The 14,614-nt window shown below is 41.4% G+C and carries 11 protein-coding genes; 6 read left to right on the top strand and 5 right to left on the bottom strand.

What is annotated here, in order from left to right:
- Window positions 1-4: 4 nt before the first annotated feature.
- The 4 genes from VF06_RS32045 to VF06_RS32025 form a co-directional block, all read right to left on the bottom strand.
- Window positions 5-775, bottom strand: coding sequence for a pentapeptide repeat-containing protein (locus tag VF06_RS32045; protein WP_099070756.1), 771 nt, complete (start codon window positions 773-775; stop codon window positions 5-7).
- 226 nt (window positions 776-1,001) lie between these two features.
- On the bottom strand, window positions 1,002-1,688 hold the full coding sequence (locus VF06_RS32040; RefSeq protein WP_244918193.1) for a DUF6745 domain-containing protein: 687 nt from the start codon (window positions 1,686-1,688) through the stop codon (window positions 1,002-1,004).
- A gap of 11 nt (window positions 1,689-1,699) precedes the next feature.
- Window positions 1,700-2,089, bottom strand: a complete 390-nt coding sequence (locus VF06_RS32035; protein ID WP_244918192.1) for a DUF8820 family protein — start codon at window positions 2,087-2,089, stop codon at window positions 1,700-1,702.
- Window positions 2,090-2,236: 147 nt separating this feature from the next.
- A complete protein-coding gene (locus tag VF06_RS32025; protein WP_099070754.1) occupies window positions 2,237-3,325 on the bottom strand; it encodes a RuBisCO accumulation factor 1 in 1,089 nt (362 codons plus the stop codon).
- A 316-nt stretch (window positions 3,326-3,641) separates the two neighbouring features.
- Here VF06_RS32025 and VF06_RS32020 point away from each other — a divergent pair, with 316 nt between their 5' ends.
- The 4 genes from VF06_RS32020 (at window position 3,642) to VF06_RS32005 (ending at window position 9,461) form a co-directional block, all read left to right on the top strand.
- Window positions 3,642-4,598, top strand: coding sequence for a response regulator (locus tag VF06_RS32020; protein WP_099070753.1), 957 nt, complete (start codon window positions 3,642-3,644; stop codon window positions 4,596-4,598).
- A gap of 103 nt (window positions 4,599-4,701) precedes the next feature.
- Window positions 4,702-5,397, top strand: coding sequence for a bifunctional demethylmenaquinone methyltransferase/2-methoxy-6-polyprenyl-1,4-benzoquinol methylase UbiE (ubiE, locus tag VF06_RS32015; RefSeq protein WP_099070752.1), 696 nt, complete (start codon window positions 4,702-4,704; stop codon window positions 5,395-5,397).
- A 268-nt stretch (window positions 5,398-5,665) separates the two neighbouring features.
- A complete protein-coding gene (locus VF06_RS32010) occupies window positions 5,666-6,901 on the top strand; it encodes a DUF445 domain-containing protein (protein WP_099070751.1) in 1,236 nt (411 codons plus the stop codon).
- 691 nt (window positions 6,902-7,592) lie between these two features.
- Window positions 7,593-9,461, top strand: a complete 1,869-nt coding sequence (locus VF06_RS32005) for an aspartate kinase (RefSeq protein ID WP_099070750.1) — start codon at window positions 7,593-7,595, stop codon at window positions 9,459-9,461.
- Window positions 9,462-9,621: 160 nt separating this feature from the next.
- Here VF06_RS32005 and VF06_RS32000 read toward each other — a convergent pair whose 3' ends face one another.
- Entirely contained in the window at window positions 9,622-10,464 is an 843-nt protein-coding gene (locus VF06_RS32000) for a hypothetical protein (protein ID WP_244918191.1), read from the bottom strand.
- A 414-nt stretch (window positions 10,465-10,878) separates the two neighbouring features.
- Here VF06_RS32000 and VF06_RS31995 point away from each other — a divergent pair, with 414 nt between their 5' ends.
- Together VF06_RS31995 and VF06_RS31985 are read left to right on the top strand one after the other, a co-directional pair.
- Window positions 10,879-12,951, top strand: coding sequence for a tetratricopeptide repeat protein (locus VF06_RS31995; RefSeq protein ID WP_099070748.1), 2,073 nt, complete (start codon window positions 10,879-10,881; stop codon window positions 12,949-12,951).
- 907 nt (window positions 12,952-13,858) lie between these two features.
- Window positions 13,859-14,569 carry a biliverdin-producing heme oxygenase gene (locus VF06_RS31985; RefSeq protein ID WP_099070746.1) on the top strand — a complete coding sequence of 237 codons (711 nt, stop codon included), beginning with the start codon at window positions 13,859-13,861 and terminating at the stop codon, window positions 14,567-14,569.
- Window positions 14,570-14,614: the final 45 nt, after the last annotated feature.

Here is a 14,614-nt window from a genome sequence, read left to right as displayed (position 1 = left end):
GTCATCAAAAAGGCAAAAACTGAAGCAAGATAGAACCAAGACTGCCGAAAAAGTCAACAAAACTGGGACTACCGGAGCTTACTTTTTCAGTATAGGGTGTTTGGAGTTCTTTCATAAAAGCCTGGGCTGTTTGCATTCCAGAACTGTTATTTTGGGATGTAAACAATTTATCAGCAACTTGGGCATCTACGAAGGCACCTTGTCTATCTAATAATTGGTAGCGGGCTACACCACGAGCTAGATAAGCACCGGCATAGTCTGGTTTAATGGCGATCGCTTGACTAAAATAACTAATTGCTTGCTGGTGGTTGCCTTTTTCTCCTTGTGCTACACCCAAGGCATAAAAATCCTCTGGTGAGGCAATTTGTGATGGTATCCCCATTGCACCTTGGAAGTTAGTACTATTCAGGTAAGCACCATTTAATTCTGCGTTTGTTAAATAGCTATTTCTCAAATCAGCAGCGGCTAAATTGGCACCGCTAAATCTAGTCTCGGTTAGGTTAGCACCATATAAACTAGCACCACTCAGGTTTGCCCCCCGCAAATCAGCACCGCTCAAATTTGCACGGCTCAGGTTCGCACCTGCAAGATTAGCACCGCTCAAATTCGCTCCAGATAAATCAGCCATCACTAAACCTGCATGAGTTAAATCGCAGTTTTGACATTGTTTGGTTGCCAATAACTGTTGAACGTGTTCAGAATTCGCGGCTTGTACGGTTGTTGTCAGGCTAAGGGTGCTTAAAAATACAGCTGCGGCGATAATTTGATTTTTCATATTTGCGTAACATTTCTTACTCAAGACTCAATATTAACCGGGGTAGATTTATACCCCAGCCTATGATAAGAGCAATCCTAAGATTTTGACCTCTGTAGTTGCCCATATCGCTTTTCATCTAAATACTTACGATAAGAATGACGCAAAGACGGTGAGACGCTCTGACACGGAGAATTTTGAATTGTAAGTGATTACCCGAACTTGATATCAGAAGGAATGGGGAACATTATGCCTCCATCGCCGGATTATAATCATCTGGATTATCAAAGCCAGCAATCCAAGCAGCGGCTTGATGGCATGTTTGCATATATGGGGGAACGCGTAGGATATGAGTATGTCCTGTAGATGGACAGCTGACTTTCAACACCATAAAATGCTCGTCATCCTCAAAAGGAATGCAGATTAGTTGACGCTCTCCACCTGCATCTCTATCCCGATGACGGACTAAGCCTCCCACTTGTTGCAAAAATCTCTCGTAGCCCAGGCGCTCAATGAGTATGCGGCGTAACTCAACGTTATCAGTGTTGAGGATATCTTGCCCGGTTATGGAGTCCGATGCAAAGGCAATGGCATCATTCACCTGCACGCCCCGCCAACGCAAAACAAAACCATGCCCTTCAGGTAAACTAGTAATCCCACTCCCAGCTAACTCAATCCAGTGGGTGACGTGCAAACCTTTGGCCAGAGTTGTCAGCTTCACACAATCGCTGATATCCAGGCTTTCACAGGTGAGGTTTTCAGGTAAATTGTAAAGTTCCAAAGCACCGCTTAAATCCAGATGGCCTAAAACCCGCATTCCATCCCATGCCCGATACTCAAGTATCAGCTTTCTTGCACGTTCAGCCGTTATAGGTTCGTGGCTTTGCTGTGGGCGCTGCTTAACTGGTCTATTTGGCACGCGCCCATTTGACATAATCTTCAGCATTAATCTGCAACCTCTACATAAGCTTCAGGGCGGTATTCACGTTGTCTCCAAACTCGGTAAAGTCCTTGCGGTAATTCTATAGCCCGATGTTCTTCATGAATTAAAGTAGCAGTGGGTTCTTTAACCTCAAGAAAAAGCTCGCTACCATTCACCCACAACTGAACAGCATGGGATTGCTGAATCCGATGGCTGTGTCCCGTGAGTTCCCCATGAGCCAAAGTTGCACCTACACGTTTTTCAGCCCCCACTGGTAAGCTAGCAATTTTTCTGAGTAGAACGTCACCATGTCTGTAGAGCATACCAGCTTGATTAATTTGAGTGTGATTACGGTTATTTGGTATATCCTTATTATACAAGATATTGGGCATTAGGCATTGGGCATTGGGCATTGGGTATGGGAAGAGGACAAGGTAGCAATCTTTCTCCCTTGTCTCCCCCCTCTCCCTTGTCTCCCCCCTCTCCCTTGTCTCCCCCCTCTCCCTTGTCTCCCCCCTCTCCCTTGTCTCCCCCTACCCTTCTGCCCTCTGCCCTTAAATTTATTCGTCAATCTGCCATGAATCTTTGATTATTTCTTCATCCAAAATTTTCTTAGGACGCACAATAATAATAATTCTTCCTAATAGAGGAATTTCTGGCTCGGTTTCAAACCATTGAAAATCTAATTCACTACCATTTTCAATGACAAAATAGTTGGAAGCATCCCATTGTCGTTGGGCACGATCTACTACTACTAGTAGTGGTTCTATTCGAGTTTGGGGTTGGTTAGAAAAGCGATCGCTAGAAGCTAAAATCGCTACTGGATCTTCTGCTGCCAACAGTACTTGCCAACCTGGTAAGGGTACCCAAGCTTGTTCCCCAGCAAATTTAACCATACGAAATGGTTCAATTTCGGTAATTACGGGCACAGCCTGTAAATCTTTTCCTGATAATGGCAACTCGCCCACCACTGGAACCATTCTAGGCAATTGTTCTTCAGATTCCAAGCGGTAAAAAGGTAAAATTGGAGCCGGACGCTTGGGAACGGTGGTAAAATCAGTCAGCAATTGTTCGATTTGTTTTCTGGCTGTTGGTGTGTGAGCAAAACGCAAGCCTTTAGCTATTAAGCGCGATCGCTCCTGTAAATCTGAGTTTTGCCGTGCTAGTTTCCAAGTTTGGTAAGCAACCGCATCCCCAGGATGGTTAGAAAACCCTTCTGGCAATGTACGCAAATAAGAAAATTCTTTAATGGACTTGGCTACTTCCCGCGCTTCATCAGCATCGAGTTTGTGTACGAAAATCAACTCAGCTGCGGCCGCCCGTTCTTCCTGGGTGAGCAAACGTAATTCATATAAAATATCACTACCACGTGTACTGTAGTGCGATCGCGTGGCTTCAGAAACTCCAAATTTTTCTAAAGAATTGTAAACTTGAGAACCAACAATCACCTGATTTTGTTGAATTGGCTCAAATCCAGTGGCTTCAAAAATTTCTTGGGGATTGTAGCCAGTTTTCTGCAACGAGGCAATGGCCGTTCCCCATTCCACCCAGTTACCTTGCTTTTGCCTCAACTTTCGTAGTAACTCTTGTGCTACATCATTGTTGATAGTATTTTCAGAATCTTGAGTGTTGGGTGGTAGATCTGTCATAAATCGGTGTGTGAGCTTCAACTTGAGAGGTTGATTAATACCTCATGAGCAAGTTTTATTCTAATCTATGAGCTGCACAGAGTAGGAAGATGAGGAACAGGGCAGTCATCACTCATCAGTCAACAGTCAACAGTTATCACTCATCAGTCCCCACTCCCCGTTTATTCAATTCCTCAACAATTTTTCCGTGCTTAATAATAAAATGTGTCGGAAATAGCATTTTTATCAGTAATAGTTCTTAAAAAATTGAATTTGTTCTCAATTAAGCTTGGTATGGAATATAACAAGATAATGAAATATTTAAAGGAAATATCTTATGGATAATCCTAACCTCGAAATTGATAAAATCCAATATCAAGTGATGACTCTGGAACGACCAAAAAAGCTGAAAATTCTGGTGGTTGATGATGAACCAGATAATCTCGATTTGCTTTATCGCACTTTTCGACGAGATTTTAATGTTTTGAAAGCTGATAGTGGGGTGAATGCCCTACAAGTTTTGGCAGCAGAAGGAGAGGTTGCTGTGATTATCTCCGATCAACGAATGCCAGAAATGAAAGGAACTGAGTTTCTCAGTAAGACGGTGCCTCAGTTTCCTGATACAGTCAGGATAATTCTCACGGGATTTACTGATATTGAAGACTTGGTGGAAGCGATTAATGCCGGACAAGTCTACAAATATATTACCAAACCTTGGGATCCAGGGGAACTCAAGGCAGTGGTGCAAAGGGCAGCAGAAACCTACGACTTGCTCAAGCAGCGCACAGAAGAGTTACGCCGCGCCCACGCTCAAATGGCGTTGCTGAGTGTTTTAGTGCAACTGACTCAAGCAGCTTCTAGCTTAGAAGAAACTCTTAGCCCAATTGCTAGGGCTTTTTGTGAAACTTTTGGCACTCAGGGCTGTATTATACAACTTATAGATGGAAATAATCTGGCTGCTACTCAAGGAAATTACAGCGATACAGGTACAGTAGAAAATTGGCTTTCCCAAGACCCGCTTACCCAAGAAGCGATCGCCACAGGAAAAATACAACTTTCCTTGAATATAGCCAAAGATAGCAAATTAAATGATGCTGTTCACTACCAAAACTCAGGTGTGCAAGCGCATTTAGTCATGCCCATTATTTACCGAAATGAACTTTTGGGCGTATTATCACTACAGTGGAAACAACCGTGCATTTTGCGAGAAGATGAATTAAAGCTGATTGATTTATCAACACAACTGGTGGCGATCGCTCTGACCAGTAGTCGCTGCCATCAAAGCATTGTGTAGTTGTCATTAGTCATTAGTCATTAGTCATTTGTGAAAACTAATCTCCAATGCCCAATGCCCCATGCCCAATGCCCCATGCCCCATGCCCAATGCCCCATACCCAATGACTAACGAAATTCAGTCCATTTTCAACCGCATTGCTCCAGTTTATGACCAGTTGAACGATTGGTTGAGCCTGGGACAACACCGAATCTGGAAAGAAATGGCAGTGAAATGGAGTGCGGCTAAATCCGGTGATACTGCACTAGATTTGTGTTGCGGTAGCGGTGATTTAGCTTTACGTTTGGCACGGCGTGTAGGAACAAATGGACAAGTGTATGGAGTGGACTTTTCTCCAAACCTGCTGGAAACTGCTCAAGAACGCTCAAAAAAACAGTACCCCCAACCTGTTATCGCTTGGGTGGAAGCTGATGTACTAAATTTGCCCTTCGACGATAACCAATTTGACGCTGCAACAATGGGCTATGGTTTAAGAAATGTTAAAGATATTTCCCGCAGTCTGCAAGAGTTATACCGTGTCCTGAAGCCTGGTGCTAAAGCTGCGATTTTAGACTTTCATCGACCGAGTAATCTCCAACTACGGGGTTTTCAGCAATGGTATCTGGACAATTTTGTGGTGCCGATTGCGGATAATTTGGGCTTAAAGGAAGAATACGCTTACATCAGTCCCAGCTTAGACCGCTTTCCCATCGGTAAAAAGCAAGTGGAGTTAGCTTATGAAGTTGGTTTTGGAACTGCCACACACTACCCCATTGCCAACGGTATGATGGGAGTGCTAGTAGTCAAGAAAAATGAGTGAAGAGTTAGGAATTGAAAGTTATGAATTATAAGGTTAGGGAACTCCAAAAAATAAATTATTCCGCTTGGGGTCGTTGACTGTTCAGTGTTGACTGCTGACTGTTAACGGTCAACGGTCAACAATCAACAATTAACAGTCTTATGCGTGAATATTTTTTTACTTGTAAGTCCCTTATAAATTATGAGTAGCGATCGGTTCTCAATGAAAATCGATCATTCCTAACTCTTAACTCCTAACTCCTCACTCCCAAATTCCAAATCAAAATCCTGTGGACTGGTCTCATCTTTGGCTTTATGTTTCTCCCCCTGTACTGGGTGGAATTATTGGCTATTTCACAAATGATGTAGCCATCAAAATGTTGTTCCGTCCCTACCGAGCAATTTATATTGCGGGACGAAGAGTACCTTTCACACCTGGATTAATTCCCCGCAACCAGGAACGTCTGGCTCAGAATATTTCCAATACAATCATGGGGTCGCTATTAACGCCAGAGGAATTACAAAATCTGGCACGGCGTCTGTTACAAAGAGAACGCGTACAAGGAGCGATTCTTTGGTTATTGCGGCTGGCCATCGAACAAGTCAAAACAGATAAAAACCAGAAAAGCGCTAAAATTGTAGCCGGAATTTTGCGGGATTTACTAGGAGAGTCCTTGCCAAGATTACTAAAGGTTTTATCACGGCGAGAAGACTTTTTAGAAGCGCAGATTAATCAAATTTTTGACCAGATTTTGCTGGAATTTCAATTGACTGAAGAACAAGCCACGAGGCTTGCAGATTGGTTATTACAGGTAGTTTTGCCACCAGATATATTGCGGCAAGCCATAGTTGATTTTTTAACCGATCGCACAATTCAAATTATTGATGAAGGCTTTCGGGAAAAAACCAGTGGTACTTACTGGGTAGTAGCAAATTTGTTTGGTTTACGTAATACTTTAACGCGACTCAGGACTTTTTGCTTAGATGAAAAAGAAGCTACCAATACTCGTTTGCAGGAATTAACTCAAGATTTACAAATGCGCGATCGCATTCGCAAATTACTGCAAAATTTATCATTACAAAACTTACCCATAGGAACAGTGCGCCAACTACGAAAGACCACACGGGAAAGTGTGCGTCATTACTTGCAAACCAGTGGCAGTGATTTCCTACAAGGGTTAACTGATTCTGTTAATTGGGAAAATATTGCTGTGGTGCTATTGAATCGCTTGAGTAGTTCACCTGTTGTCGGTACTTCTTTAGAAGTGATGAGTCAAGAATTAGCTGTCATTTTAGAAAAATATTTGGAAAAAGATTTAGAGGCCCTTGTGGCGCAAGTAATTCCAATTTTATCCATAGATCAAGTAATAGTTGACCGTGTAAAATCAACTTCACCTGCTGATTTAGAAGCTGCCATCGAAGGAATTGTGAAAAATGAATTGCAGGCAATTGTAACTTTAGGTGGTGTTTTAGGTTTCATTGTCGGGCTATTTCAGACAGGATTTTTGTTATTTAGTCAATTTTAATTTTTGATTAGCTGTGTCGAATAAGAAATAGAGAGTCGTTGACCGTTGACTGTTTACTACGAACAGGCAAGGGCGTTAGGGTGTCTTTCATTAAACTTCTGCCTTAAAAATAGGGCATTAGGCATTGGGCATCCCTTCTCTGCGAGACGCTACGCGAACGGCTTCGCTCAGGGCAAGTGGGCATGAGAATATTGAATTTTATTGTTCCTTGTGAGCGCAGGTCATGGAGTAAGAGTGCAAAAGTCGGAAAAGGAGAAGAGTTTGCTATTTCCCCTTTCCCTTTCCCCTTTCCCCTTTCCCCTTTCCCCTTTCCCCTTTAACCTTTCCCCTTTCCCCACAAGAGTGCAAAAAGCACTCTTGTGCAAGAGGTCTATTCCATCTATAGAAGGTATGGGATGAAAGATGCTGATTGAGAAAATCAGGCATGTATCTCAAAAATTTCTGACAAAATATCCATTTCAGATTTTTTGTGTCAATTGATTCTGATAACTTAGTAAAGTAAATAAGCGATTGCGCTTTAAAATTGCACAGTTACTCGTAAAGTTGTTTGACCGCCGACGGTTAACAGTCAACAACCAACACCAAAATATGTGCGGCTTTAGATGCAAGGGCAGCTTATCATATTACTTTCAAAGCTTCCTACCTGGCGGAGGCATTGAGGAAAACAGACACAATTGATTGGCTAAAAGTTATGGCGCTCATAGTTCAAAAATATGGTGGTACATCTGTCGGTTCAGTGGAACGCATTCAGGCTGTTGCACAGCGCGTTTATCAAACTGTCAAAGCTGGAAACTCTCTGGTTGTGGTGGTTTCGGCAATGGGGAAAACCACTGATGGACTCGTCAAACTAGCTAATGAAATTTCGCCAAATCCTAACCGCCGGGAAATGGATATGCTGCTTTCCACTGGCGAACAAGTCACCATTGCTTTACTGAGTATGGCGTTGCAGGAACTCGGACAACCAGCAATTTCTATGACTGGCGCTCAGGTAGGAATTGTGACTGAAGCAGAACATAGCCGCGCTCGGATTTTGCATATTGAAACTAGCCGCTTAAATCGCCACATTAATGCTGGAAAAGTGGTTGTAGTAGCTGGCTTTCAAGGTATATCCAGCACTCAAGAAATGGAAATCACAACTCTGGGGCGTGGTGGTTCGGACACTTCAGCAGTAGCTTTGGCAGCAGCATTACAGGCCAATTTTTGTGAAATTTATACAGATGTCCCAGGGATTTTAACTACAGACCCGCGCTTAGTTCCCGAAGCTCAGTTGATGGATACCATCACCTGCAATGAAATGCTAGAACTAGCTAGCTTGGGAGCAAAAGTCTTGCATCCCCGTGCTGTGGAAATTGCTCGTAACTATGGCGTTCCCTTAGTAGTGAGATCTAGCTGGACGGACGATCCAGGTACTTGGGTTATCTCTACCAAATCCAAAGGGCGATCGCTCATCAATCTAGAAATTGCTCGTCCAGTGGATGCTGTAGAATTTGATACTGACCAAGCAAAGGTGGCTTTATTGCGCGTCCCTGATAAGCCAGGAGTTGCAGCAAGGTTGTTTGGGGAAATTGCCCGCCAAAAAGTAGATGTAGATTTGATTATTCAATCAATTCATGAAGGTAATAGTAATGACATTGCCTTTACAGTAACAACACCTATTTTAAACCGAGCCGAAGCAGTAGCAGCAGCCATCGCCCCAGCCTTGAGGAGTCCATCCAACCCCAAATCCGACGAAGCCGAAGTGATGGTAGAAAATAACATCGCTAAAGTCAGCATCTCAGGGGCAGGTATGATTGGGCGTCCTGGTGTAGCTGCGAAGATGTTCGCCACCTTAGCTGAAGCGGGTGTAAATATACAAATGATTTCCACTAGTGAAGTGAAAGTCAGCTGTGTAGTGGATGCGGCCGAATGCCATCGGGCTGTTACTGCACTGAGTAAAGCATTTGAAATCGAAGCAGAGGAAAATGACGCGGTGACACAAGGATGTGGGGACACAAAGAGAGTATTTGATAATTTCTCCGTGTCACCGCGTCTCCCCATCTTTGCGTCTCCTACTCCTCCCGTTCGTGGCGTCGCCCTAGACTTAAACCAAGCGCGTTTGGCAATTCGCCAATTACCAGACAAACCAGGAATGGCAGCAAAATTGTTTGGATTATTAGCACAACACAACATCAGTGTTGATATGATTATCCAATCTCAGCGTTGTCATGTAATTGATGGTATTCCCAGGCGGGATATTGCCTTCACTGTCTCTCGGATAGATGGAGAAAATGCAAAACAGCTGCTCACCCAAGTAGCAACAGAAGTAGGATGGGGTGAAGTGGTTTTAGATAGTGCGATCGCCAAAGTAAGTATTGTCGGTACTGGTATGGTGGGACAACCAGGTGTTGCCGCTAAAATGTTTGAAGCCTTAGCCCAACAACAAATAAATATTCAAATGATTGCCACTTCAGAGATCAAAATTAGCTGTGTTGTGGCACAAGACCAAGGTGTTAAGGCTTTACAAGCTATTCATAGCGCCTTTGGACTGGCTGGAACTGAAAAATTTGTTGTACCAGCATAAGCCAATGCTGTTAAAGACTTCCAAGTAAAAAAATATTCTACATAAGACTGTTAACTGTTGACCGTTGACCGTTGACGGTTAACAGTCAGCTGTCAACGACATAAAAATCTTTTTGCATCCCGGCGTTCCCGTGTCTTTGCGTTAGCTTTGTGTGCAAAATCTATCTATTTTTGGGATGCCATCTTTCCATCATGGCTATGATTTCAGAAATTTTGCGATCGCCACGCCAAACTAAATCAAGTTTTTTGAGTTGGTCAAGGCTGATACCGCCATCTTCCTCAGTAATTCGCTGATGTTCTGTATCTCCCATTGCCGCTAATAAATGTTGAAAAACGATCAACTCATCAAATTGGGGATTTTCTTCTGGATCGTTAAGAATCAACATTGCTCGTTCTTCCGGCAATCCTTGGAGAGTACTAAGTATAAATCGTGTGGGAAAGTCTGCATCCTGAAGTTGAGGATGACGGGATACTAAGCCAGCAACTAGTACTCCCAGATAAGCTGCTGCTTGAGAATTGCTTAATGTCTGAATGTGTTGGATGGCAATTTCAGTCAAATTACTAAAAAATGCACATCCTAACTGCTGCTCAATAGCAATAACTCCATCTTCGCTTGCTAAAGGCTCTAACTGTGCTGCAAACAAAAATTTACGTTGCTCTGGTACTTGGGACAGTAAAATTTCCTTGGCGCGATCGCTCATCAAAAGTCTGCCATCAGATCCAAAGCTGAAGTCTTTTCCCGGTTCTAAACCTCCACTTAAAAGAATTTGAAAAACGTTAGTTTGGGCTTTTTCTTGCATCTGTTCGTATTGCCCTTGCCCAAGAAAAATTTGACAAAACCAACGGTGGCTGTCAGAATCGCATTCCACCATTACCTCGTTAACAATCAAATTAGTTAACTTTTCCGTTCCCAGAACTTTTTGCCAATGTGCAATCAGCCTACTAACAGCAGCTATGTCACGACGGCTCAGCGCCTCAAGTAATTGACGCTTTACAGTAGCCACTTTGTCTTTGTTTTGCCCAAATCTGTTGATTTTCAATCTTTTAGACTCGGATTATGTATCACTCGATCCGCTATTTTTACCGCATTTGGGGATAAGGTGTCATGAGTGGGATTGCTGAAGAGTAAGGATCAAAATAACCTCTTAATATTCTTATCCTTTGCCCCAAGTGTCTTTTGATGCACGCCCCTTACTTAAGCTTGATAGTATATGACCGTATGTCATCAGTAAAATTTTACGGAAAAAGAAAAATATTAGTAGAAATATGCAGTATTAACTAATTAATAGGACTTATCAATGGAGTTTTGCCACAATTATTTTTATTTTCATAATTTTTTTGATTTTAAAATTACCAGTAATAACACGTACACTATAATCAAATAAAATATCAGACTAAAAGACTATAGTTGATTATTAATGAATAGTCACTTCCTAGATAGACGCTACCGAATACTAAAAGTTCTCAAGGATGGGGAAAAGGCAAAAACCTATTTAGTAGAAGATGTGAATCTTTCTGCCAAAAAATTTGTAGTCAAGCGGCTATATTTTTCTACAAACAATACACAAAACTTAACAATTCTCCACCGTTTGTTGGCTAGTAAGGTAACAACTTTAGAGCAACTCGGACAAGAAAACGACCAAATCCAGAAGCAAGTTGCTTATTTTGAAGAAAATGAAGAATTTTATTTAGTCCAAGAATTTATTCCCGGCAATCCTTTGACTGATGAAATTTTACCAGGACAACCACTGAGGGAAGACCAAGTAATTAGTCTTTTATCAGAGATATTAGAAATTTTGATAGTTGTGCATAGCCGTGGAGTGATTCACCAAGATATTAAACCAGAAAATATTATTCGCCGTGATTCAGATAAAAAGTTAGTTTTAGTTGATTTTAACTCTATTAATGAAGTTAGCAGCAATTCTCATCATCTTGAATATACACCCATAGAGCAAGTTAATGGCAACCTGAAATACAACAGCGATATCTATGCTTTAGGTATAGTTGCCATCGCCGCACTTCTGGGTTTATCAACCAATGAAATATCTCATGTGCGAAATCAAAAGCATCGATTCACAAAAGAAATTATTTGGCACAATAAAAATTTAAAAATTAACAGAAAATTAATAAATATTATTAATAAAATGGTGCGGTTCGATTATAGAAAACGCTATCAGTATGCAACTGAAGTTTTAGATGATTTAAAAAAATTAACCAGCCTCGAACACAACCAACAAAATCGGCATTCCAAAAAATTATTGTTAGTGATGACAGGAATAGCTGGCTGTATGACACTTGGTATTGTCGGATGGTTTTTGCAGTTACAAAAATCTGAAGATAATCCGCAACAAAAATTATATCAAGAAGGGTTAAATAAATATGATGCAGCCAATTATGAAGGAGCCATTCAAGATTTTAGTCAGTTGATTAAATTAGAACCCAAAAATGCTTTAGCTTATAACAAGCGAGGTGATGCTTATTATCGATTAGGAGACTACGAGCAAGCACAAACCGATTCTAGTCAAGCAATTTTGCTGAATCCTCAAGATGCTAATGCCTATTATGACCGGGGATTTGCGTTGTATGAATTACGCAAATATAAAGAAGCGATCGCTGACTACACCCAAGCGATTAAATTCAACTCTCAAGATGCATACGCTTATTATGGCCGAGGATTAGCCCGCGTTCAAATTAAAGATAATAAAGGGGCATTGGGAGATTTTACCAAAGCCATCGCCATTAAACCTGAGTATAGAGAAGCCTACTTACAACGGGGTATTCTCCGCCGTCGCCTCAAACTCAGACAAGCAGCAATGCAAGATTTTGATAAAATCATTAAAATCGATCCTAGTGATGCTAGAGCCTTTTATCAAAGGGGTTTAACTCAAGTTATTAACAAGCAAAAATATGCGGCATTAAAAGATTATTCAGATGCCATTAATATCAATCCTAAATATATAGAAGCTTATCTTAATCGTGGTGACATTTACAGCGATTTAGGCAACAAAATAGAAGCAAGCGAAGATTATAACACTATTATAAAACTCGACCCTAAATTTGTTCCTGCTTACATCCATAGGGGCATTCACCGCTTTTCTTTCGGAGATTATAAAGGTGCTATTCAAGATTATACCGAAGCACTAAAACTAGATCCTAATGATGCCGCAGCTTACAACAATCGTGGTAACGCCTATTTGGAACTGGGAAATAGAAAAGCTGCAAATCAGGATTATTCACAAGCCATCGCCATTGATGCTAACAATGCCTTAGCTTATTATAATCGCGGTGTGATTCGTGCCAAACAGAAAAATAAACAAGGAGCGATCGCAGATTTTAGAAAAGCTGCAAAACTATTCCAACAACAAGGCGAAAAAGATAGTTATCAAGATACCCAAAGGGAAATTGCCATTCTGCAAAACAAATCAGGAACAGGAAACATTACTCGTCCAAAATCTAGTGGAAGAGAGAAAAAAGGAAGTAGGGAGAATTAGAAGTTGACTGTTGATTGTTGACTGTTGACTGTTAAGAGGTTATTTATAAAGTAACCTTAGAGGATGTTTGAAAAGCTATTTTATAAGTATCCAAATTTTAGATACCTCTAAGTAGAACGACCTGAAAAACTAAACTATGTTAACTAATGTAAAAAGCTTTGTATTGATTTTTTAGTGAGTACTTTAGTCCTTTTCTAAAGAATTTATGACACTTTACTGTCTATGCTCCAATACGATTCAGATAAGCAGTATGAACTTCCCTTGTGGTGTGGGAAAAGGTTAAGGGGTAAAGGATGTATTTGAAACCTTTCCCCTTTCCCCTTTTCCCTTTCCCTTTCCCCTTTCCCCTTTCCCTTTCCCCTTTCCCCTTTCCCCTTTCCCCTTTCCCCTTTAACCCAAAAGTCAACAATCAATAGGCACTACTGATATTTTTTATTACTCAAGTAAGGGAACTCCAAAAAATAAACAACAGCACATGGTCGTTGACTGTTAAAGGTTCACAGTCAACAGTCAACAGTCAACAGTCTTCTGTAGAATATTTTTTTACTTCCGAGTTTCTATAACTGTGTATTTAAACTTTTAATTCCTCAAATATAAATAAATTTTAATAACTCAATAGTTATGCAAATATTAATAGTTAAATAATCTTAGGAGAAATAAAAACAGCTGGGATCTACATCAGCACAGGTATTTGCTGGATAGAGTAATGCAGATCCTATTTTAAACCTGGAATAACAATCTTTTTGGGACTTACGCATAGCAGGAAAAAATCCCCAATGCCCAATGCCCCATTCCCGACCTCAACAAATAATCTCGCTGCGTAAGTCCTGCTTATAACTCTGTTAACACAAGCCATCCTGAACGATGACTGGTTAAAACCTTGCACTTGAACATCAAGGGAGCAACAATGAGTAGCAATCTCGCCATCAAACTGCGCTCTGGAACTCAACAAGCCCACACCTCAGCAGAAAACGTGGGATTTATGAAATGTTTTCTCAAAGGAGTTGTAGACAGAGACTGCTTCGCCAAGTTCCTCAGCAACTTGTATTACATCTACAGCGAACTAGAAGCCGCCATAGAAAGCCATACAAACCATCCTGTGATTAGTGCGGTTTATTTTCCCGAACTGAATCGCCAAGCTTCCCTAGAAAAAGACATGGTATTCTATTATGGGGATAATTGGAGAAAGCAAGTCAGCCCCTCATCTGCTGCCCAGACTTACATTCATCGCATTCGGGAAATTTCTGCTAATGAACCGGCTTTACTGCTAGGTCATGCCTACACTCGCTACATGGGCGACCTTTCCGGGGGTCAAATGCTACAAAAAATTGCTCAATCAGCCCTCAAGCTTTCTGGCTATGAAGGCACATCTTTTTACAATTTTGAGCGAATTCCTGATAAAAAGGCATTTAAGGATAAGTATCGTCAGGTATTAAATGAACTACCCATCGATGATGCTACAGCAGAACGGATTGTGGCAGAAGCCAATAATGCCTTTGGATTAAATTTAAAAATGGCTCAGGAACTAGAAGCAAGCTTAATTAAAGCCCTGGGCCAAGTTGTATTTGATAACCTAACTCGTTCTCAAAACCCAGGCAGTACGGAAATAACTGCTTAGTTATTGGGCATGGGGCATTGGGCATGGGGCATKGGGCATKGGGCA

Origin of the sequence: Nostoc linckia z4 (assembly GCF_002608075.1) — a bacterium.
GTDB classification, from domain to species: domain Bacteria; phylum Cyanobacteriota; class Cyanobacteriia; order Cyanobacteriales; family Nostocaceae; genus Nostoc; species Nostoc linckia.
Note: the sequence above shows the minus strand (reverse complement) of the source record. Positions and strands in the feature narration are given on the sequence as shown.

Excerpts from the sequence above, each read along its gene's own strand:
- VF06_RS32045 (WP_099070756.1), bottom strand. The coding sequence starts at position 775 with ATGAAAAATCAAATTATCGCCGCAGCTGTATTTTTAAGCACCCTTAGC.
- VF06_RS32040 (WP_244918193.1), bottom strand. The coding sequence starts at position 1,688 with ATGTCAAATGGGCGCGTGCCAAATAGACCAGTTAAGCAGCGCCCACAG.
- VF06_RS32035 (WP_244918192.1), bottom strand. The coding sequence starts at position 2,089 with ATGCCCAATGCCCAATGCCTAATGCCCAATATCTTGTATAATAAGGAT.
- VF06_RS32025 (WP_099070754.1), bottom strand. The coding sequence starts at position 3,325 with ATGACAGATCTACCACCCAACACTCAAGATTCTGAAAATACTATCAAC.
- VF06_RS32020 (WP_099070753.1), top strand. The coding sequence starts at position 3,642 with ATGGATAATCCTAACCTCGAAATTGATAAAATCCAATATCAAGTGATG.
- ubiE (WP_099070752.1), top strand. The coding sequence starts at position 4,702 with ATGACTAACGAAATTCAGTCCATTTTCAACCGCATTGCTCCAGTTTAT.
- VF06_RS32005 (WP_099070750.1), top strand. The coding sequence starts at position 7,593 with ATGGCGCTCATAGTTCAAAAATATGGTGGTACATCTGTCGGTTCAGTG.
- VF06_RS31995 (WP_099070748.1), top strand. The coding sequence starts at position 10,879 with ATGAATAGTCACTTCCTAGATAGACGCTACCGAATACTAAAAGTTCTC.
- VF06_RS31985 (WP_099070746.1), top strand. The coding sequence starts at position 13,859 with ATGAGTAGCAATCTCGCCATCAAACTGCGCTCTGGAACTCAACAAGCC.